Raw genomic sequence first — 20,016 nt, 5'->3', positions numbered from 1 at the left:
GCTCAGTGTCGTTGGTGGTGATGTTGACCGTCGTCTGGGGCCTGGGGTGGGTTGTGACCTCGATCGAACGGACCGCGTATCCGCGGTTCAAGCGGCTGATCACCGCGCATGAGCTGCATCTGTTCTTCTCGCCGACGCGCGATGAGCTTCAGTGGGCCGCCGACCGTACGGACAGTGATGAGCATCTGTTGGCCCTGCTGCTGACGCTGAAGTCGTATCAGCGCATGGGGTGCTTCCCGAAGGTGGAGGACATCCCGGAGGCGGTGGCGGAGTTCGTGCGGCGGGCGGTGGAGCTGCCGGAGGGCACGCTGCCGGTGTACCGGGCGGCGAAGACGATGAAGAATCACCGGGGCCTGGTACGGCAGCGGGTCGGCGTGGCCTACGACCAGGCCCGCGCCCGGCGGATCGCCGAGGAGTCGATCCGCAAGGAGGCCGCGTCGAAGAACCGCCCGGCGGACCTGATCAACATCGCGCTGGAGAAGGTGGTGGAGGCCGGGCTGGAGCTGCCGGCGTTCTCCACCTTCGACGCCATGGCCTCGAAGATCCGCCGCGAGGTGAACACCGCGATCTGTGACGGCATCCACTGCCGGATCAGTCCGGTGGAGCGGACGGGACTGGAGCGGCTGCTGGAGGAGCGCGACGGCGGCGGCACGACGCTGTTCAACCGGCTGAAGAAGCCCGCGCAGGGACCGAGCTGGTCGCACTTCAAGCGCCTGACCAGCCGCCTGGAGTGGCTGGACGGTCTCGGGGGCACGGACGTGTGGGTGGAGGGCGTCGCTGCGGGGAAGGTTACGGACTTCGCCGGGGAGGCGGATGCCGCCGACGTGGCGGAGTTGCGGGACCACAAGCCCGTCAAGCGCATCGCGCTGGTGGCCTGTCTGGTGCACAAGGCCCGGATGCGGGTCCGTGACGACCTGGCGATGATGTTCTGCAAGCGGGTGGCGACGAAGATCAAGAAGGCGAAGGTGGAGCTGGAGGAGATCCGGCTGGCCGAGCGGGAGATCGTCGAGGCCCTGATCGGGAACTACCGCACCGTACTGAAGGACATCGACGAGGGCGGTCCCGCCCAGGCCGCGCTCGTCAAGGCCGCGGCGATGACCGCAGAGGCGAGGGCGGCTCTGGACGGCCTGGACGAGGCGGCGCCGCTCGATGAGGTGGCCAGGCGGCTGGACGGGGAGGTCTCTCCGGCGCTGCTTGCCCTGGCCAAGGCCCTGAGCGTGCAGGCCGGCGGGCTCGGCGCGGTCACGAGGACGGTGGAGGAGTTCGGCGGGTTCGACAAGCAGTACGAGCAGATCGAGAAGGTCTCCGCCCATCACGGAAACTTCTGGGAGGTGCTGCTGTACGGGCAGATCGGCCGGGACCGGGCGGTGATGTTCGACCTCGCCGGGAAGCTGGAGTTCACCGCGACCTCGGAGGACGGGCGGGTGCTGGACGCGCTCGCGCACGCCCAGCGGCACCAGGCGGCGCGCGGGGAGTACATCACCGCCTTCAATGAGGAGGGCAGGCAGGTGGACATCTCCTTCGCCACGCAGAATTGGCGCAAGGCCGTGCTGGACAAGACCCGGCCGGGGCAGTTCGTCCGCAAGCACTTCGAGGCGATGGTGTTCACCGCTCTGGCGGAGGAACTGCGCACGGGCGACGTGGCGGTGGTCGGCTCGGAGGAGTACGCCGACTGGTCCAAGCAACTGCTTGCCTGGGAGGCCGTCCAGGAGAAGCTGGGCGACTACCTGGTGGATGTCGGCCTCGCCGAGGAGGGCGAGGCGGCTGAGTTCGACGCTGGGTTCTTCCGCCGGCAGCTGGAGGACAAGCTGCGGGATGCCGCCGCGGCGGCGGACGCCGGCTACCCGGACAACGAGGGCCTGGTCATCGACCCGGAGACGGGCATCCCGTCGCTGAAGCCGCACCGTTCGGAGGGACAGCGGCCGTCGGCGAAGCGGCTGGAGGAGGAGATCAAGGCGAGGATGCCGGAGCGGTCGCTGATGGGCATCCTGGCCCGTACGGCGTACTGGGTGGAGTGGTGGCGGCGCTTCGGTCCGGCCTCGGGTAACGAGCCGAAGCTGGCCGACCCCTTCGGCCGCTACGTGATCACGACGTTCGTGAAGGGCACGAACATGGGCCCGTACGAGGCCGCCCGGCACATCCCCGGTGTCTCGGGCCATGAGCTGTCGTACACGGCGAACCGGCACTTCTCGATCGTGCTGCTGAACGAGGCGATCGCCGACCTGGTCAACGCGCACGCCCAGCTCGACATCTCCCAGGCGTGGGGCGACGGCACCGCGGTGGCCGCGGACGGCACGCACATGGACACCTACCTCGACAACCTGCTCGCCGAGACCTCTGTGCGGTACGGCAAGCCGGGCGGGATCGCCTACCACCACATCTCCGACACCTACATCGCGCTGTTCACGCACTTCATCCCGTGCGGGGTGTGGGAGGCCGTCTACATCATCGAGGGCCTGCTGAAGAACACGAGCGAGGTGAAGCCCACCACGGTCCACGCCGACACCCAGGGCCAGTCCTTCCCGGTGTTCGCACTCGCCCATCTGCTGGGCTTCGACCTGATGCCCCGCATCCGCAACTGGAAGGACGCGACCTTCTACCGGCCCAGCAGGCAGAGCGAGTACGTGCACATCGACGCCCTGTTCGGCGAAGTGGGTAAGAACGTGATCGACTGGGACCTGATCGAGTCGCAGTTCCGGCACCTGATGCGGGTGGCCGTCTCCGTGCGGGAAGGCGCGATCTCCTCGTCCACGCTGCTGAAGCGGCTGCGGTCCGGGTCGCGGAAGAACGCCACGTACACCGCCTTCCGCGAGGTCGGCCGCGTGATCCGCACCGTGCAGCTGCTGCGCTACCTCACCGACGCGCCGCTGCGGCGGCGGGTGACGGCGGCGACGAACAAGGTCGAGTCGTTCAACCGGTTCTCGCAGTGGGTCGGCTTCGGCAACCGCGGTGTCATCGCCGACAACGACCCGGTCGAGCAGGAGAAGGCGATGAAGTTCAACGCGCTGCTCACGAACGCGGTGATCTTCCACAACGCCCTGGACATCGCGGAGATCGTCCGTCAGTTGCTGGAGGAGGGGTGGACGATCGAGCCGGAGGACCTGGCGCACATCTCGCCGTACCTGACCGAGCACATCAACCGGTTCGGCGAGTACAGCACGCACGAGCTCGGCATCCAGCCCGAAGCGTACGACCCGAAGCTGGACGTCGACTTCACCCCGCTGCGTGAGACGGACCCGGCCGCGGCCGGCTTCAGCACGGCCGCCTGAACCGCGGGAGCCCAGTCGGCATCATGAGGTCCATGGACGATGTGCGCGACGTCCTCACCGAGGACGAGATCAACGACCTGCTCAGCGACGACGACCGGGACGCCGGGTGGGAGGATGACGAGGCGTACGACTGGAACCCGTAGACGGCCGTCACGCCGCAGTACGGGCCGCCCCCACGAGTTCCAGGGTCTTTTCGCTGGTCAGGCGCGTGGAGCGGGTACCGGGAGCCGTCACATTCGAAGGGGTGGTGATGGCTTCGCGTACCCGCTTGCGCTCGCGGTAGGCGGCCTGGCGGCACGCGGGCCCGCAGTACACCGCATCCCGGCGGTGGCCGTGCCCGAGCGCGAAGCGCTTCCCGCACGCCGGGCAGCGCACGACGTGCTCGGTCTCGATGCCCAGGCGGTACCAGAGGCCGATGGCGACGGCCTCGGCCTGGTGGCGGCGCCACCGGCGATCCGCCTGCTTGCACGCGGGCGAGCAGAACCGCTTGTCGCTGCGGGAGGTCACCGGCAGCGGCTCGGTGCAGAAGATGTACGCGCAGCGGCGTACCCGCCCGGCCATGTCCCCACCGTACGCCCGGGCGGCCGGTGGGGCGGCGGGCGAGAATAGAGCCGTCACGGGCCCGGCGGAGGGAGCGCGATGACGGCGGGCCTGTTGCGGGAGGCCGCGGCGCTCATCCGGCGCCGCGCGGCCGAGGCCGCCGCGTCTCCCGACGAGCGGTGGATGGTGGACCAGGACGAGACAGGCGCGCTGGTCCTGGCCGCCTTTACGCCGGAGAACGTCGAGCCGGACGGCACCGTGAGCGGCAGCGTCCTCGCCTCGTTCGCCTACCCGGACCATCCGCAGCGGCATACGCACGCGCGGGCGCTGGGGGCGGCGTCGCACATTGCCGCGCTGGACCCGCAGGCCGCGACGCTGCTGGCGGCCTGGCTGGAGACCACGGCGTCGTTCGAGGACCGGGCCGAGGAGCTCGGTGACGTGGCCGGGGCGGCGCCGCTGGTGGAGCCGGCGGCCCGCTTCGCCCGCGCCTACCTGCGCGCGGCCACCTCCGGGTGACCTTCGCGCGGCCCAGCGGGTCGGAGAAGGCCAGGGGCCCGGGCGGGGGCCGTCACGCTCCCCGCCCGGGCCCCTGAGTCGGTGGCGGCCTGCCGGTCTATCGGGACAGGCGCAGGTGCCAGCCGTCCGCGCCGCGGGCGAGGGCGGGGGTGTAGGTATCGGGGGCGGGGCGTCCGGCGGCCTCCCAGGCGGTCAGCCAGTGGCGCAGGACCGTGAGGGACGGGGAGTCGGGCCGGTCGGCGAGGATCGTGCCGTCCTGCTGGAGGACGGCGGCCGTGGTCGGGGTGGAGTGGCCGATGGCCCACAGGTCCGGGGTGAGCCCGGCCATGGTGAGCTGTGGGTCGGCGAGGTGGGCGGCGAAGGTCCGCCAGGACGGCCAGTTGAGTTCGCCCCCGTCGTACGGCTCGGTGTGGGCGTCCTTGAGCAGGCGGGCGAGCGCGGTGCGGGCGCCGGTGTGGAGGTGGTCGTCGCGCTCGCGCCAGGCGATGGAGATCCACGACGGGGCGGGGGTGCGGTTCTCCCAGTCCACCCACCGGCCGGGCAGGTCGAGGTTGTCCTTCGGGGAGCCGGTCGCCTCGATGTACCCGCCGGTGAACACGGCCTCGACGGCCGGCTCGCCGCCGCTCACGCGGATCTTGGCGACGACCGTCATGTTGGGCACGGTCGCGATCGGGAGAGGGGCGACGATCAGGCCGCCGTCGGCGGCCTGGTCCACCCATGCTTTGGGCAGCAGCGGCGGGGTGCACCAGGCCACCATCCGGTCGTACGGCGCGCGCTCGGGGAAGCCGGCGGTGCCGTCGGCGACGTGGCAGCGGATGTGGTCGAGGCCGCGCTCGTGGTGGATGAGGTTCGCCCAGCGCACGAGGTAGGCGTCGATGTCGAGGCTGGTCACCGTGCCGGTGGGGCCGACGAGCTCGGCGAGCAGCGCGCCGGAGTAGCCGGAGCCGGTGCCGAACTCGACGACGTTCATGCCGCCGTGGACGTCGAGGGTGGTGAGCTCGCGGTGGATCACGACCGGGTTGGAGCGGTGCGGGGTGGAGCCGCGGCCGTCGTGGTGGGTGTAGTGGCGTTCGGGGACAGTCGTGGCGGCGTCGGCGACGGCGGTCACTGCTCACTCCTTCGAGGGGCTAAGGGCACTCGTATGCGACAACTGCTCCGGGCGGGTGAAGGACACGCGCCCGGGCGAACGGCTGGCGGGTCAGATCGTGAGGGCGGTGTGGTGGTGCCATCCGGCGGCGGTGTACTCGCCGACGGGGCCGTGCCCGGGCAGCTCGGCCCAGGCGTGGTACTCGACCGGCGGCGGGGCGAACCGGGCCCCGAGGCACCAGTCGAGACGGCGGCCGAGCAGGGCGGCGGCGAGCACGGCGCCCAGCGAGGTCTCCATGCAGGCGGCCCGTCCGGGCCACCAGCGGGCGGTGTGCCGTACGGCGCCGACGAGGTTCTCGGCCCGGGCCGCGTCGAGCTCGCGCCGGCCCAGGCGGCGGGCGAGACGTGCGGCGCGGACGGTGTGCCGGAACGGCAGCTTGAGCAGGACCAGGGCGAGCGCGAGCCCGGCCGCGGCGGCCAGGCGCTCGGGATACGTGCCGGTCCGGATAGTGGAGTACGCCTCCATGCTGGTCACGACCGCCACCCCTTCCACCAGCGACGGCCCGGCTGGGCCGCCGCTTCCCCGTCGTGAGCGAGGCCCTGCGCGGCCAGTGTCTCGGCGACCGTACGGACGTCGGCGGCGGCCTGCCCGGCGCCGATGCCGTACCGCTCGGCGAACCGGGCGGCGGCCTCCTCCTGGCTGGTGGAGGCGAGTAGCAGCATCACTGCGGCCGACGCGGACGGCGTCAGGTAGGCCCAGCGGCCGGTCTGCTCGCTGAGGATCGCGCCGCCCTCGTCGGTGAGCACGGGGTGGGCGGTCTCACGCAGCCGCCACACGGCCGCTCACCTCCTCCCACCACGCCGCCCGGGCGGCGTGGTGCTGCCGCAGCCACACCTCGGCGGCCACCACCAGATGCAGGGCGCCCTGGGCGGTGGGCTGCCCGGCCGCGGCCCGGGCGAGCGCGTCGGCGACGGGCTGTTCGGTGACCAGCCCGAGCGCGGCCAGCTGCGACGACGGCCCCAGCAGGTCCCTCAGAACGGGCGCGTTGTCGCGCAGGCCCGCGTACGCGAGGGCGTTGAACCCGCCCTTCGTCGTACGGGCCAGCACGAAGCCGGGCACGACCCGGCTGCCGGTGAACGCCGCGTCGAGCAGCGGCTTGTAGGCGCCAGGGGCGCCGCGCTCGTCGGCGGGCACGGCGAGGCAGGCGCGGATCACCTCGTTGTCGAGGAACGGGACGGCCAGATCGATGCCGTGCCCGGCGAGCGCGAGCGTCCGCCACCCGGCGGTGTCCGCACCGACCCGCGCGAGGTCCTGCTGATCGGACCACTCGGCCAGCCGGGCCGGGGCGTCGGCGAGCGCGCCTGCGGCCTCGTCCAGGGCGGAGGCGAGCATCAGCCGGGCGCCGTGGGTCATCCAGTCCGCGGAGGCCAGCAGCGGCGTCCAGGCGAGCGGGCGCTGGGCCTGCGGAATCCAGTCCCGGGCCGGGCCCCGTAGTTCGGCGGCCGTGTGCCACCACGCCCCGGCCAGGTCGATCCGGGAGGCCGGGCGGACGCGGGCGAGTACGTGGAAGGCGGAGGTGTGCCGCAGGCGGGCGTGAGCGAGGGCGTGCTGCAAGGCCCGGCGGTGCCGCCGCTCGCGCAGCAGATCCGCGAGGTAGGAGGAGGGGGCGGACAGGACCGCGTCGCCGGCCGCGCCGGTGAAGTGCACCCCCGGGCCTGGGGTGTTCGCGGCGACCGTGTCCAGGACGGCCCGCTTGATCGAGGCGGTGACCGCGTACGCGTTCGGGACGTCGGTGACCGGCAGGGCGGACAAGTCGTCAAGGCCCGCGTAGTACACCGTGCCCGCGGAGCCGGGGACCGTATGGTGGGTGAGCCCCGGCACGGTGGCCGCGGTGCGGGCCGCGAACGCGAGGTCGTCGGCACGCAGGCGTTCGTCGGCGAACGTCACCGCGGCCACCGGCCCCCGCTGGGCGGCCAGGCAGGCGAGCGTGGTGGAGTCCAGCCCCGCCAGGTCTGAGCTGACCGACCGGCCGTCGATCCGTGCGGCAACAGCCTCGGCGAGCGCGGCCCGCACCACCGGCGCCTGCTCGCGCAGGTCCACCCGCGGGTAGGAGACCGGCTCGTACCGCTCCACCGCCGCCCCGTCGGGGCCGAGCAGCAGCAGGTGCCCGCCGGGCACCCGCGCGACGTCGCGGAACAGGCTTCGGCCGGCGAGTACATCGGGTTGCCCGAAGGCCAGGTGGGCGGCGAGCGCGGTCACGTCGACCGGGGCGCCGTCCAGCGCCGCGAGCGCGGACGCGGCGGTCGCCCACCACGTGCCAGCCGCGTCGGTCTGGTAGTACACCGGGTGCTGCCCGGCGAGATCCCCGATGACCGCCAGCGTCTCGCCGCTGCGGGCGACGACGAGGTACGAGCCGGGCCAGCGGGTCAGCGCCCGCCAGCCCTTCGCCCGTACGACCGGCAGCGCGTCGCGCAGCTGGGTCTCGTCGGCGCCGCACTCGCCGATCACCGCCAGTGCCGCCCACTCGTCGCCCACCGCACTGATCCGGGCCGTCGGCCACCCGCACGTCCACATGCTGTCCAGGCCGGGCACCGCCCGGCCTCCGGCGGGCCGCCGGTCGCTCCCGGCGGCCCCGTACCACCCCGCGCTCCACCTCATCGGTGCACCTCTCCTTCCTCCATGCGTGTCGAAAGGCGAAGGCGCCGGGCCGCCCGCCCTCGTGCCCCAGCACGAGAACGAAGCAGGCCCGGCGCCTCCTTGCCGGGGTCAGGGCGTGGCACTCGATTCCCCACCGGGCCCCGGCCGTTCGCGGGTCAGGCGTTCTTGTACTGGGTGTCGTCGGCGGTGTCGAAGTTGTTGGTGCCCAGCGTCACCACGACGACGGCGCCGGCGTCGAGGACGACGGGGGCCTGGTAGACCGGGGTGGTGTTCTCGCCCATGGCGGACTTCCTTCCGCTCGTTGCCCGGCTGTCTGTGTCGCCGAGCTGGTGACCATCAGTCAACGCGCAGACGCAGGCCGTGGGGAGCTGCCAGAATGTCTGCCAGCTGTAGGCCAGTTATGAACCAGGACCGACGATCGGGCCGGACATGACCATCGGGGAACGCATCCGCGCCGCACGCGAAGCACGGCGCCCCAGATGCAGCCAGGAGAAGCTCGCGGACGAGCTGTCGGCGGCGCGTTGGGGGAAGACGGGGTTTCTCGACCGGCAGCAGGTCTACCGGTGGGAGAAGGGGTTACGGGTTCCCCGGGTGTGGCTGCCGTTCATCGAACAGGTCCTCAACATCGATCTGTCCGAGGACAATGGGGGCCAGTTCGCCGATACCGTGACCTCGGTCATGCTCCTGGGAGGCACCGACGTGGACCGACGGCAGTTCCTCGCGGCATCCGCCGCTGTCGGCCTGGCCGCGCTCGACCTCCCCGACGCCGAGGCGGTCACCCGCCGCGCGAACAGGCCCGGCCCCGTCTCCGTCGGCATGGGCGAGGTCGCCGCGGTCCGCACGATGACCACCACCCTCGGGGATGCGGCCTCCGAGCTCGGCGGCGGTCATGCCCGCCACCTTGCGGTGCGATACCTGACCGTGGACGTGAAGAGGTGGCTGGACGGCCGGTACACCGACAAGACCGGCCGGGAACTGTTCGCCGCGACCAGCGAGCTGGTGCACCTGATCGGCTGGATGGCCCGCGACGAAGGCAACCAGGGCCTGAGCCAGAAGTACCACCTGCACAGCTACCGGCTCGCCGCCGAGGCCGGCGAGAACGAACTCGCCGCGACCGCCCTGCGCGGGCTGGCGGACCAGGCCATCGACCTCGGGCACATCCCCACCGCCGTACGGCTCGCCGAAGCGTGCGAACAGCGCGGCCGGAAGCTGACCAACCCCAAGGCGCTCGCGTACTACCGCAACACCTACGCCCGCGCGGCAGCCGCAGACGGCGACCACACCACCGCCGCCAAGCTCCTCACCTCCGCCCAGGCCGCCATCGAGCACGCCCCCGCCCTGCCCGGCCAGTCGTGGGCGAGCCACTACAGTCTCGGCCGGTGGGCCCACGAGTCCGGCATGATCCACGCCAAGCTCGGCGACCTCGCCGCCGCCGAGGAACACCTCCACCTCGCCCTCGACATCCACGGCCTCGACCGCAAGCGCACCCGCGCGATCGTGCTCGCCGACCTCGGCCACGTCCAGCTCAAACGCGGCAACACCGAAACCGCCCTGGCCACCTGGAGCGAGTTCCTCGACTGCGCCGACGGCGTGCAGTCCGTCCGCATCAACGACGGCCTGACCAACATCGCCGCCCGCCTGCCCTCGATCCCCGACAGCCCGGCCGCCGCCGAGCTCGGCGAGCGCATCGCCGCCCGAGCGTGAGGCGCCCGTGACCACTGCCGAACAGACCGAGGACCCCGCCCGCTGGGAAGACCTGTTCGTCCGCGACATCGACGAGCAGCCGGTGCAGTTCGTACGGCCAGCCGACACCGACCGCCCGACCTGGTCGCTGTACGAGGCCACGGTCTACCGGGGCACCGTGACGGCCGAGTCGGACGGCGGCAGGCCGCTGTGGCGGGTCCAGGGAACCCGCGAGGCCCACCGCGACCTGGACGACGCGATCCGGGTCCTGCGGCGCCCGCCGTCATGGACCCGCGAGCGCGAGCAGGTCGCCGCCTGGGCCCGCCGCCTCCTCGCCGACGACTCGCTGCTGGCCGTCGATGTGGAGACCACCGGGCTGGAGAACGCGTACGCGGTGCAGATCGCCGCCGTCGACCGCCGCGGCACCGTGGTCTTCAACGAGTACGTCCAGCCGAACGCCGTCCTGGAGCCGGCCGCCGTTGCCGTGCACGGCATCACCCCGGACCGCCTCGCCCAGACCCCCGTTTTCGGCGAACTGCTGCCCCGCCTTACCGACGTCCTCCACGGCCGGATCGCGGTCGCCTACAAGATGGACTTCGACCGCGGCGTCTTCGAGCGCGAACTCCACCGCCACCACCACGGCGACGCCGCGAAGGCGGACGAGTGGCTTGGCTGGGTCCGGTGGGAGGACGCGATGGTGCCGTACGCGGTGTGGCGGGGACTCTGGTCGGTCAAGCGCGGCGCCTACCGCAACCAGGCGCTCGGCGGCCCCCACGACGCGGTCGCCGACGCGCGGCTCCTCATTGCGAAGCTCGAACAGATGGCCGCGACACCGTCGACCGCGCCATGGTGATCTTTCCCGACCGCAAGCGATGGCCAGAGCCGTACGCGCGGCTACTCTCACAAACGGTCCTTTGCGCGAGCAAGATCGAGAACGGGCCGCCGGGGTGTCGCCGAACCCGGATTCGTTCTCAGAACCCGTTCTCACTCGAAAGCGGGTCAGACCTCCTTATGAGACTTGCATTGTGCGAAAATCCGGGCCCATGACGGACCCTCAGCAGACCTCGCCAACCGACCGGTCGGACGCCAACGACGTCGAACAGCACGCCTGTCCGAAGTGTGACGCGCAGCCCGGCTCGCCGTGCCGCTCGCGCGGCGGCGCGGTCGCCTCCGCTTACCACACCCGCCGCTTCACCCTGGTGCCCCGGCTGAAGAAGGCGCTGCGGGTGCCGACCCCGGCCGACCGCGGCCCGGGCCGGCCGTGGCGGCCGGGCACCCCGCCGCCAGCTCCGATCGACCCGGACCTGCCGAGCGCGGACATCCGCATCGGGTACGCGCGGTGCTCGCCCCTCGGGCAGGAACTCGACTCCCAGCTCGACGCGCTCAGCAAGCACGGCATCCCGAGGGACAAGATCTTCAGCGAGAAGATCAGCACCCGCATCCGCGTACGGCCCAAGTTCGAGGAGGCGCTGCGGACCGCGCGGGAGGTCAAGGCGCACGCCCCGCACTGCCGGGTCATCTTCACTGTGTACGAGATGAAGCGCCTCGGCCGCGACGCCGCCGAGCTCACCGCGCTCGCCGACCACCTCACCGCCCACGGCCTCATCCTGGAGATGCTCGCCGGGCCCCTGCCCGGCATCTACGACCCCACCGGCCCGGGGAAGCTGCTGTTCGCGTTCTTCGCCGCGATGGCGGAGACCGAGCGGGAGAACATCCGCGAGTCCACCCTCGAAGGGCTCGACACCGCGGCCCGCAAGGGCAAGCACGGCGGCCGGCCGCCGGTCATCACCGACGACATGCTCCACACCGTGCTGCGGCGCCGGGCACTCGGTGAGTCCGTCGAGCAAATCCAGCCCGACCTGATCATCCCCACCGGCAAGCGCAAGGGCCACAGCCCGTCCGTCGCCAGCATCTACCGGGCGCTCGCCGAACACGCCAAACGCGAGGCGTACCCCGAAGCCGTCGAACAGGCCCACGCCGACTTCGCCGCCCTCCAGGCCGGCGGCGCGGTTCCCGAGCCACGCACCGGGGTCGAGGCCGCGGCGGCACGCTGAGCGACCCGAGCATCTGCCCGAATGCGGTTCTGCCGTGCGGACTTGAGGGGAGGGACTGTCAGTGCCCGTTGCAATGCTCTGCGTGTACGCGATTCGGGCGGGTTGAGATGAGTGTCCGGTGCTGGACGATCTGCTGGTGGTGGGGTTCGACCTGGAGACGCAGCGCGAGGTCCACATCGGCGACCGCCCACTGGAGCAGTGGCGGACGCTCGGCTACGGGCGGCGAGAGACGGTGGTGTGCTTCTACTGCTGGCACGGCATCGATGCCCCGGCGGGCACGAAGGTGCCGCTGCTGGCCCGCGGCCGGATCGGCGGTCTGGTCCGGCCGCACTTCGCCCACCCAGCCGGCATGGCCCCACCCCGCGGGCACCACCGCGAGACCGTCTGGCACATCAACGCCAAGAACCGGCTCGCCCGCTGGGCGGCTGCCCAGCCCAACGTCGCTCAGGTGCGGATGGAGCAGTGGACCGAGCAGCGTAACCGGCGCGCGGACGTTCACGTCGTCCTCGACGACGGCGCCCGGCTGGCGCTGGAAGCCCAGCGCGAGCTGATCACCGACGAGCTGTGGCAAGCCCGGCATCGCGACTACGCCGCCGCCGGCGTGCGGGACGTGTGGTTCATGCGCCCGGACACCCGTATCCCGCACGTCCTGTTCGCCGAGGGCACTCCGGCCTGGACGCTCTATCACCGCGATGAGACAGCCGAGGCTCGGCTTGGGGAGCCCCACGAGCGCGGCCCGCAGTGGTGGACGAAGGACCTGTGCCTCTTCGCGCCGCACCACCCGCCGTGCGCCGGCGACCCGGTTGTTCGCGAACGCTTCCCGCTCGCCGACCTCGGCCTGGACGCCGACGGCGTGACGTTCCCGCCCGCGATGACCGAGCGTCTGGCCGAACAGGCCGCCCGCGTACGGTGGGAGGCCGACCAGGCCCGACGCCAGCAGGAACAGGCCGAGCGGTGGCGCCACGAAGCCGCCACCCGACCAGCCCGGCCCTGGAAGCCCACCCCGCTGCCGCCCGTGCGGCCAGTGCCCAGGCCCGCGGACGGGGGTCCGTTCTGCGAGGTCTGCAACCGCCCGCTCGCCGAGCCCCTTGTGCGCTACGGGCGGCACGTCCTGTGCTGAACAGCGATCGCTCCTACCGGCCTTCCAGGTAATCGGCGGCGCGTTCGGCAGCCTCCTCCGGAGACCTTCGGCGTGGCCGCTCCCGCCAGCTCCCGCCGCACAGATCGTCAGCCGCCCGTTCCGCTGCCTCATCCCACGACAACCGCCGCGGCCCCCGTCTACGACGAGCGTCCCGCCGACGCTCAAGGAAACGGGCCAGCCAGCCACCGCCGCGCACACCAGAATTCTGCTGATCACTCACGGAGCAAGATCATCCCGTGGCCCCTTTTGGGCTTACCTCGGCGATACCCCCGCTACGGCCGGACGTTCCACTCCGCGATCACCGGGCGGCCGTGTTCCGTGGACAGGCGGCTGACCGTGGCCGTGGCCAGCTGGAACAGGCGGCCCTCGGCGGGCGGCAGGCCCAGCCGGCGGGCGGTGAGGACGCGCAGGAAGTGGGCGTGGGCGACGAGGACCACGTCCCCCTCGGCCAGCGCCGGCTCCACGCGGGCCAGGACCCGGTCGGCGCGGGCGCCGATGCCGGCCGGGGACTCCCCGGGGTGCCCCTCGGGGCCGGGCGGGACACCGTCGGTCCACAGGTCCCAGGCGGGGCGGGTGCGGTGGATCTCGACGGTGGTGACGCCCTCGTAGCCGCCGTAGTCCCACTCGTGCAGGTCGGGATCGGTCTCGATGCCGACGAGGCCGGCCAGTTCGGCGGTGCGCAGCGCACGGCCCAGCGGGCTGGACAGCGCGCGGGCGAAGGTCCGGCCGGTGAGGAGCGGGGCGAGGGACTTGGCCTGTTCCTCGCCCTGTCCGGTCAGCGGCAGGTCGGTCCAGCTGGTGTGCTGTCCCGACCTGCTCCACTCCGTCTCACCGTGGCGGACCAGCAGCAGGTCCCCCACGGCGGGTCAGCCCTTCTTCTCGACCGCGTGGCCACCGAACTGGTTGCGCAGCGCGGCGATCATCTTCATCTGCGGGGAGTCGTCCTGGCGCGAGGCGAACCGTGCGAAGAGGGACGCGGTGATCGCGGGCAGCGGCACGGCGTTGTCGATGGCCGCCTCCACCGTCCAGCGGCCCTCGCCGGAGTCCTCCGCGTAACCGCGCAGGTCCTCAAGGTGCTCGTCCTCGTCGAGGGCGTTGACCGCGAGGTCCAGCAGCCAGGACCGGATCACCGTGCCCTCCTGCCAGGAGCGGAACACCTCGCGGACGTTGTCCACGGAATGCACCTTCTCCAGCAGCTCCCAGCCCTCGGCGTAGGCCTGCATCATGGCGTACTCGATGCCGTTGTGGACCATCTTGGAGAAGTGGCCGGCGCCGACCCGGCCCGCGTGCACATAGCCGTACGGACCCTCCGGCTTGAGCGCGTCGAAGATCGGCCGCAGCCGGTCCACGTGCTCCTTCTCGCCGCCGACCATGAGCGCGTAGCCGTTCTTCAGGCCCCACACCCCGCCGGAGACGCCGGCGTCGACGAAGCCGATGCCCTTGATGCCGAGCGCGGCGGCGTGCTTCTCGTCGTCCGTCCAGCGGGAGTTGCCGCCGTCGATGACGGTGTCACCGGGGGAGAGCAGGTCGCCGAGTTCGTCGATGACGGTCTGGGTGGCGGTGCCGGCCGGGACCATCACCCACACATGGCGGGGCGCGTCGAGCTTCTCGACCAGTTCGGCGAGGCTCTTGACGTCGGAGACCTCCGGATTGCGGTCGTAGCCGATGACGGTGTGGCCGGCGCGGCGGATCCGCTCGCGCATGTTGCCGCCCATCTTGCCGAGACCGATGAGACCGAGCTGCATGATCAGTTCTCCGATGCGTTCTTGAGAGTGCGGTAGGCGGCGACGAGAGCGGTGCTGGACGGGTCGAGACCGGGGACGTCGGCGCCCTCGGTGAGCGCGGGTTCGACGCGCTTGGCGAGGACCTTGCCCAGCTCCACGCCCCACTGGTCGAAGGAGTCGATGTTCCACACCGCGCCCTGCACGAACACCTTGTGCTCGTAGAGGGCGATGAGCTGGCCGAGCACGGACGGGGTCAGCTCGGTGGCCAGGATGGTGGTGGTCGGGTGGTCGCCGCGGAAGGTGCGGTGCGCCACCTGCTCCTCGGCGACGCCTTCCGCGCGGACCTCCTCGGCGGTCTTGCCGAAGGCGAGCGCCTGGGTCTGGGCGAAGAAGTTGGCCATCAACAGGTCGTGCTGGGCCTTGAGTTCACCGCTCAGCTCGGCGACCGGCTCGGCGAAGCCGATGAAGTCCGCCGGGATCAGCTTGGTGCCCTGGTGGATCAACTGGTAGTAGGCGTGCTGCCCGTTGGTGCCGGGCGTGCCCCAGACCACCGGTCCGGTCTGCCAGTCCACGGGGTGGCCGTCGCGGGCGACGTACTTGCCGTTGGACTCCATGTCCAGCTGCTGGAGGTAGGCGGTGAACTTGGACAGGTAGTGCGAGTACGGCAGCACGGCGTGCGACTGGGCGTCGTGGAAGTTGCCGTACCAGATGCCCAGCAGGCCCAGCAGCAGGGGCGCGTTGGCCTCGGCGGGCGCGGTGCGGAAGTGCTCGTCCATCAGATGGAAGCCGTCGAGCATCTCCCGGAACCGGTCCGGCCCGATCGCGATCATCAGGGACAGCCCGATCGCGGAGTCGTACGAGTACCGGCCGCCGACCCAGTCCCAGAACTCGAACATGTTGTCCGTGTCGATGCCGAACTCGGCGACCTTCCCGGCGTTCGTGGACAGCGCCACGAAGTGCTTCGCCACGGCCTTCTCGTCGCCGTCGAAGGCCCTGAGCAGCCAGGAACGCGCCGAGGTGGCGTTCGTGATCGTCTCGATCGTCGTGAACGTCTTGGACGCCACGATGAACAGCGTCTCAGCCGGGTCCAGGTCGCGGATCGCCTCGTGCAGGTCGGCGCCGTCCACGTTCGACACGAACCGGAAGGTCAGGTCGCGCGCGGTGTAGGGGCGCAGCGCCTCGTAGGCCATCGCCGGCCCGAGGTCGGAGCCGCCGATGCCGATGTTGACGATGGCGCGGATCGGCCGGCCGGTGTGTCCGGTCCACTCGCCGGAGCGGACCCGCTCGGCGAAGCCGGCCATCCTGTCCAGCACCGCGTGCACCTTGGGCACCACGTTCTCGCCGTCGACCTCGATCACGGCGTCCCGCGGGGCGCGCAGCGCGGTGTGCAGCACCGCCCGGTTCTCCGTGACGTTGATCTTCTCGCCGCGGAACATGGCGTCCCGCAGCGCGAACACGCCGGTGGCGGTGGCGAGTTCCTGGAGCAGGGCCAGGGTCTCGTCGGTGATCAGCTGCTTGCTGTAGTCGATGTACAGGTCACCGACCCGTACGACGTACCGCTCGGCGCGGCCGGGGTCCGCCGCGAACAGCTCGCGCAGGTGCGGACGGCCCTGGGCGCGGTGGTCGGCGAGGGCCGTCCACTCGGGGCGGTGGGTGAGCTTCGGGAACTCTGCCATCTCAGGCGTTCTCCTTGGGGGCCTCGCCCTGGAGGGCGATGGCGTACATCTCGTCGGCGTCGAGGCGGCGCAGCTCCTCGGCGATGAGTTCGGAGGTGGCGCGGACCTTCAGGGCGAGGGTGCGCGGCGGCTGGCCGGGCAGGGTCAGCGTGGCCAGCGGGCCCTCGGGCCGGTCCACGACGATGTCGCCGTTCGCGGTGCCCAGACGGACGGTCGTCACGAACGGGCCGGCGCTGTGGACCCGGTCCACGGTCACCTTCAGGCGGGCCTGGAGCCAGCGCGCGAGCAGCTCGGCGCTGGGGTTCTCGGCCTCCGCCTCCACGGCCGCCGACGTCACCGGCACCCGGGCCTGGTCCAGGGCGGCGGCCAGCATCGACCGCCACAGGGTCAGCCGGGTCCAGGCCAGGTCGGTGTCGCCGGGCGCGTAGCAGCGGGCGCGGGTGTCGAGGACCTCCAGCGGCCGGTCGACGGCGTACAGGTCGGTGATCCGGCGCTGGGCGAGCGCGCCCAGCGGGTCCTTGGCCGGGGCCTCGGGGGCGTCCACCGGCCACCACACGACGACCGGGGCGTCCGGCAGCAGCAGCGGCAGCACCACCGAGTCGGCGTGGTCGGACACCTCGCCGTAGGTGCGCAGGACCACCGTCTCGCCGGTGCCGGCCTCGGAGCCGACCCGTACCTCGGCGTCCAGCCGGGAGTGGGTGCGGTCGCGCAGGGTGCGGGCGTGCCGCTTGATGACGACCAGGGTCCGCGAGGGGTGTTCGCGCGAGGCGTCCTCGGCGGCCTTGATCGAGTCGTAGGCGTTCTCCTCGTCCGTGACGATGACCATCGTCAGGACCATGCCCACGGCGGGCGTGCCGATGGCGCGGCGGCCCTGCACCAACGCCTTGTTGATCTTGCTTGCCGTGGTGTCGGTCAGGTCGATCTTCATGGCCTGCGCCAGCTCCGTCCGTCTCGTGCGAGCATCTCGTCGGCTTCCCTCGGTCCCCAGCTGCCCGACGCGTACTGCGCGGGCCTGCCGCGCGCCGCCCAGTACTCCTCGATCGGGTCGAGGATCTTCCAGGACTCCTCCACCTCCTGGTGGCGGGGGAAGAGGTTGGCGTCGCCGAGCAGCACGTCCAGGATGAGCCGCTCGTACGCCTCCGGGCTCGACTCGGTGAACGACTCGCCGTAGGCGAAGTCCATCGACACGTCCCGGATCTCCATCGAGGTGCCGGGCACCTTCGACCCGAACCGGACGGTCATGCCCTCGTCGGGCTGGACCCGGATGACGATGGCGTTCTGGCCCAGCTCCTCGGTGGCGGTGGAGTCGAACGGGGAGTGCGGGGCCCGCTTGAAGACCACCGCGATCTCGGTGACCCGGCGGCCCAGCCGCTTGCCGGTGCGCAGGTAGAAGGGGACGCCCGCCCAGCGGCGGTTGTCGATGCCCAGCTTGATCGCGGCGAAGGTGTCGGTCTTCGACTTGGGGTCGATGCCGTCCTCCTCCAGATAGCCGACGACCTTCTCGCCGCCCTGCCAGCCCGCCGCGTACTGGCCGCGCACGGTGTGCCGGCCCAGGTCCTCCGGCAGCCGCACCGACTTCAGCACCTTCAGCTTCTCGGTGAGCAGCGCCTCGGCGTCGAACGCGATCGGCTCCTCCATGGCGGTGAGCGCCATCAGCTGGAGCAGGTGGTTCTGGATGACGTCGCGGGCGGCGCCGATGCCGTCGTAGTAGCCGGCCCGGCCGCCGATGCCGATGTCCTCGGCCATGGTGATCTGCACGTGGTCGACGTAGGAGCGGTTCCAGATCGGCTCGTACATCTGGTTGGCGAAGCGCAGCGCCAGGATGTTCTGGACGGTCTCCTTGCCGAGGTAGTGGTCGATCCGGAACACCTGGTCCGGTTCGAACACCTCGTGCACGATCGCGTTCAGCTCGCAGGCACTCGCCAGATCGTGCCCGAACGGCTTCTCGATGACCGCGCGCCGCCAGGAACCCTCGGGCGGGTTCGCCAGGCCGTGCTTCTTCAGCTGCTGCACGACCTTCGGGAAGAACTTCGGCGGCACGGAGAGGTAGAAGGCGAAGTTGCCGCCGGTGCCCCGGGAGGCGTCCAGTTCCTCGACGGCGTCCTTCAGCTGCTTGAAGGCGGTGTCGTCGTCGAAGTCGCCGGGGATGAACCGCATGCCCTCGGCGAGCTGCTGCCACACCTCCTCGCGGAAGGGGGTGCGGGCGTGCTCGCGTACGGCGTCGTGGACGACCTGCGCGAAGTCCTGGTCCTCCCACTCGCGGCGGGCGAACCCGACGAGGGAGAAGCCCGGCGGCAGCAGTCCGCGGTTGGCCAGGTCGTAGACGGCCGGCATCAGCTTCTTGCGGGACAGGTCGCCGGTCACGCCGAAGATGACCAGGCCCGACGGCCCGGCGATGCGGGGGAGCCGGCGGTCGCGGGCGTCCCGCAGCGGGTTCGCCCAGTCGGCGGCCGGGATCACCGGCACGCGCACCTCGTCGGATGCCTGGGCGGCGGGGGCGTTGTCGGTCATCGGGCGTCAGCTCCCTTGCTCTTCAGGGACGTGGCGACGGCGTCCAGCAGCTCCTGCCAGGCCGCCTCGAACTTGGCGACGCCCTCGTCCTCCAGCTGCTGGACGACCTCGTCGTAGGAGATGCCGAGCCGCTCCACGGCGGCCAGGTCGGCGCGGGCCCGCTCGTAGCCGCCGGTCACCGTGTCGCCGGTGATCTCGCCGTGGTCGGCTACGGCGTTCAGGGTGGCCTCGGGCATGGTGTTGACCGTGCCGGGCGCGACCAGCTCGTCCACGTACAGCGTGTCCTTGTACGCCGGGTCCTTCACACCGGTGGAGGCCCACAGCGGGCGCTGCTTGTGGGCGCCCGCGTCCTGGAGGGCCTGCCAGCGGTCGGAGGCGAAGACCTCCTCGTACGCCTCGTAGGCCAGCCGGGCGTTGGCGAGGGCCGCGCGGCCCTTGAGGGCCAGGGCCTTGTCGGTGCCGAAGGCGGTGAGCCGCTTGTCGATCTCGCTGTCCACGCGGGAGACGAAGAAGGACGCCACCGAGTGGATGCCGGACAGGTCGATGCCGCGCTCGCGGGCCTTCTCCAGGCCGGCCAGGTAGGCGGCCATGACCTCGCGGTAGCGCTCCAGGGAGAAGATCAGGGTCACGTTGACGCTGATGCCGAGGCCGATCACCTCGGTGATCGCGGGCAGACCGGCCTTGGTCGCCGGGATCTTGATCATCACGTTGGGCCGGTCGACCAGCCAGGCCAGCTGCTTGGCCTCGGCGACGGTCGCCTTGGTGTTGTGGGCCAGACGCGGGTCGACCTCGATGGAGACCCGGCCGTCCCGGCCACCGGTGGTGTCGTACACGTCCCGCAGGATGTCGGCGGCGTCGCGCACGTCGGCGGTGGTCATCATCCGCACGGCCTCGTCCACGGTGACCCCGCGGACGGCGAGGTCGGCGAGCTGCTCCTCGTAGCCCTCCCCGGAGCCGATGGCGGCCTGGAAGATGGACGGGTTCGTGGTGACACCGACGGCGCTTCCGCTCGCCACCAGCTCGGCGAGGCTGCCCGAGGTGATCCGCTTGCGCGACAGGTCGTCCAGCCAGATGGACACGCCCTCGTCGGCGAGGCGCTTGAGGGCTCCCGGGGTCGCGATTGCTTCGGTCACTGTGCTCATCTTTCTACTTCTGCG

General features: G+C 71.6%; 18 protein-coding genes. 6 read left to right on the top strand and 12 right to left on the bottom strand.

The annotated features are described in order from the left end of the window. The first annotated feature begins 53 nt into the window (after positions 1–53). Positions 54–3,269, top strand: a complete 3,216-nt coding sequence (locus tag ABD350_RS02110; protein ID WP_344345841.1) for a Tn3 family transposase — start codon at positions 54–56, stop codon at positions 3,267–3,269. A gap of 150 nt (positions 3,270–3,419) precedes the next feature. Here ABD350_RS02110 and ABD350_RS02105 read toward each other — a convergent pair whose 3' ends face one another. Then, the gene (locus ABD350_RS02105) at positions 3,420–3,830 is read right to left on the bottom strand and encodes a hypothetical protein (protein ID WP_344345839.1); all 411 of its coding nucleotides are present in this window, start codon (positions 3,828–3,830) and stop codon (positions 3,420–3,422) included. Positions 3,831–3,908: 78 nt separating this feature from the next. Between ABD350_RS02105 and ABD350_RS02100 the strand changes: the two genes are divergently transcribed. Next, on the top strand, positions 3,909–4,325 hold the full coding sequence (locus tag ABD350_RS02100; protein ID WP_344345837.1) for a hypothetical protein: 417 nt from the start codon (positions 3,909–3,911) through the stop codon (positions 4,323–4,325). 97 nt (positions 4,326–4,422) lie between these two features. Here the strand turns inward: ABD350_RS02100 and ABD350_RS02095 are convergent, their stop codons facing one another. The 5 genes from ABD350_RS02095 to ABD350_RS02075 all read right to left on the bottom strand — a co-directional run bounded on the left by ABD350_RS02095 (position 4,423) and on the right by ABD350_RS02075 (position 8,351). Next, positions 4,423–5,433 carry a protein-L-isoaspartate O-methyltransferase family protein gene (locus tag ABD350_RS02095; RefSeq protein WP_344345835.1) on the bottom strand — a complete coding sequence of 337 codons (1,011 nt, stop codon included), beginning with the start codon at positions 5,431–5,433 and terminating at the stop codon, positions 4,423–4,425. A 90-nt stretch (positions 5,434–5,523) separates the two neighbouring features. After that, on the bottom strand, positions 5,524–5,937 hold the full coding sequence (locus ABD350_RS02090; RefSeq protein ID WP_344346398.1) for a lasso peptide biosynthesis B2 protein: 414 nt from the start codon (positions 5,935–5,937) through the stop codon (positions 5,524–5,526). Between the two features lie 5 nt (positions 5,938–5,942). Then, entirely contained in the window at positions 5,943–6,248 is a 306-nt protein-coding gene (locus ABD350_RS02085) for a PqqD family protein (RefSeq protein WP_344345833.1), read from the bottom strand. Next, entirely contained in the window at positions 6,232–8,070 is a 1,839-nt protein-coding gene (locus ABD350_RS02080; protein WP_344345831.1) for an albusnodin/ikarugamycin family macrolactam cyclase, read from the bottom strand. Before ABD350_RS02080 ends, ABD350_RS02085 begins: the two co-directional genes overlap by 17 nt. Before the next feature lie 155 nt (positions 8,071–8,225). Then, positions 8,226–8,351: a hypothetical protein gene (locus ABD350_RS02075; protein ID WP_344345829.1), complete on the bottom strand. Its 126-nt coding sequence runs from the start codon at positions 8,349–8,351 to the stop codon at positions 8,226–8,228. A gap of 148 nt (positions 8,352–8,499) precedes the next feature. Between ABD350_RS02075 and ABD350_RS02070 the strand changes: the two genes are divergently transcribed. The 4 genes from ABD350_RS02070 to ABD350_RS02055 all read left to right on the top strand — a co-directional run bounded on the left by ABD350_RS02070 (position 8,500) and on the right by ABD350_RS02055 (position 12,927). Next, positions 8,500–9,774, top strand: a complete 1,275-nt coding sequence (locus tag ABD350_RS02070) for an NsdA family TPR-like regulatory protein (RefSeq protein ID WP_486388601.1) — start codon at positions 8,500–8,502, stop codon at positions 9,772–9,774. Positions 9,775–9,781: 7 nt separating this feature from the next. Beyond that, a complete protein-coding gene (locus ABD350_RS02065) occupies positions 9,782–10,606 on the top strand; it encodes a 3'-5' exonuclease (RefSeq protein WP_344345827.1) in 825 nt (274 codons plus the stop codon). A 190-nt stretch (positions 10,607–10,796) separates the two neighbouring features. Beyond that, positions 10,797–11,807, top strand: a complete 1,011-nt coding sequence (locus tag ABD350_RS02060; protein WP_344345825.1) for a recombinase family protein — start codon at positions 10,797–10,799, stop codon at positions 11,805–11,807. A 118-nt stretch (positions 11,808–11,925) separates the two neighbouring features. Continuing rightward, on the top strand, positions 11,926–12,927 hold the full coding sequence (locus ABD350_RS02055; protein WP_344345823.1) for a competence protein CoiA family protein: 1,002 nt from the start codon (positions 11,926–11,928) through the stop codon (positions 12,925–12,927). A gap of 293 nt (positions 12,928–13,220) precedes the next feature. On the opposite strand, the gene ABD350_RS02050 is transcribed toward ABD350_RS02055, so the two are convergent. From ABD350_RS02050 to tal, 6 genes are read right to left on the bottom strand one after another with little or no spacing between them, the layout of a single operon-like run. Next, positions 13,221–13,808 (bottom strand): histidine phosphatase family protein, encoded by a 588-nt coding sequence (locus tag ABD350_RS02050; protein ID WP_344345821.1) that lies wholly within the window; start codon positions 13,806–13,808, stop codon positions 13,221–13,223. Positions 13,809–13,814: 6 nt separating this feature from the next. Further along, complete coding sequence (gnd, locus tag ABD350_RS02045) at positions 13,815–14,693, bottom strand: phosphogluconate dehydrogenase (NAD(+)-dependent, decarboxylating) (protein WP_344345819.1); 879 nt, start codon at positions 14,691–14,693, stop codon at positions 13,815–13,817. Positions 14,694–14,695: 2 nt separating this feature from the next. Continuing rightward, a complete protein-coding gene (gene pgi, locus ABD350_RS02040) occupies positions 14,696–16,348 on the bottom strand; it encodes a glucose-6-phosphate isomerase (protein WP_344345817.1) in 1,653 nt (550 codons plus the stop codon). 1 nt (position 16,349) lies between these two features. After that, positions 16,350–17,276, bottom strand: coding sequence for a glucose-6-phosphate dehydrogenase assembly protein OpcA (gene opcA / locus ABD350_RS02035; protein WP_344345815.1), 927 nt, complete (start codon positions 17,274–17,276; stop codon positions 16,350–16,352). Then, the gene (zwf, locus tag ABD350_RS02030; RefSeq protein ID WP_344345813.1) at positions 17,273–18,859 is read right to left on the bottom strand and encodes a glucose-6-phosphate dehydrogenase; all 1,587 of its coding nucleotides are present in this window, start codon (positions 18,857–18,859) and stop codon (positions 17,273–17,275) included. Before zwf ends, opcA begins: the two co-directional genes overlap by 4 nt. Beyond that, the gene (gene tal / locus ABD350_RS02025) at positions 18,856–20,001 is read right to left on the bottom strand and encodes a transaldolase (RefSeq protein ID WP_344345811.1); all 1,146 of its coding nucleotides are present in this window, start codon (positions 19,999–20,001) and stop codon (positions 18,856–18,858) included. Before tal ends, zwf begins: the two co-directional genes overlap by 4 nt. Between the last annotated feature and the right edge of the window lie 15 nt (positions 20,002–20,016).

This window comes from Streptomyces nogalater, assembly GCF_039532885.1.
Lineage (GTDB): Bacteria > Actinomycetota > Actinomycetes > Streptomycetales > Streptomycetaceae > Streptomyces > Streptomyces nogalater.
This window is presented reverse-complemented; position numbering and strand designations above follow the sequence as displayed.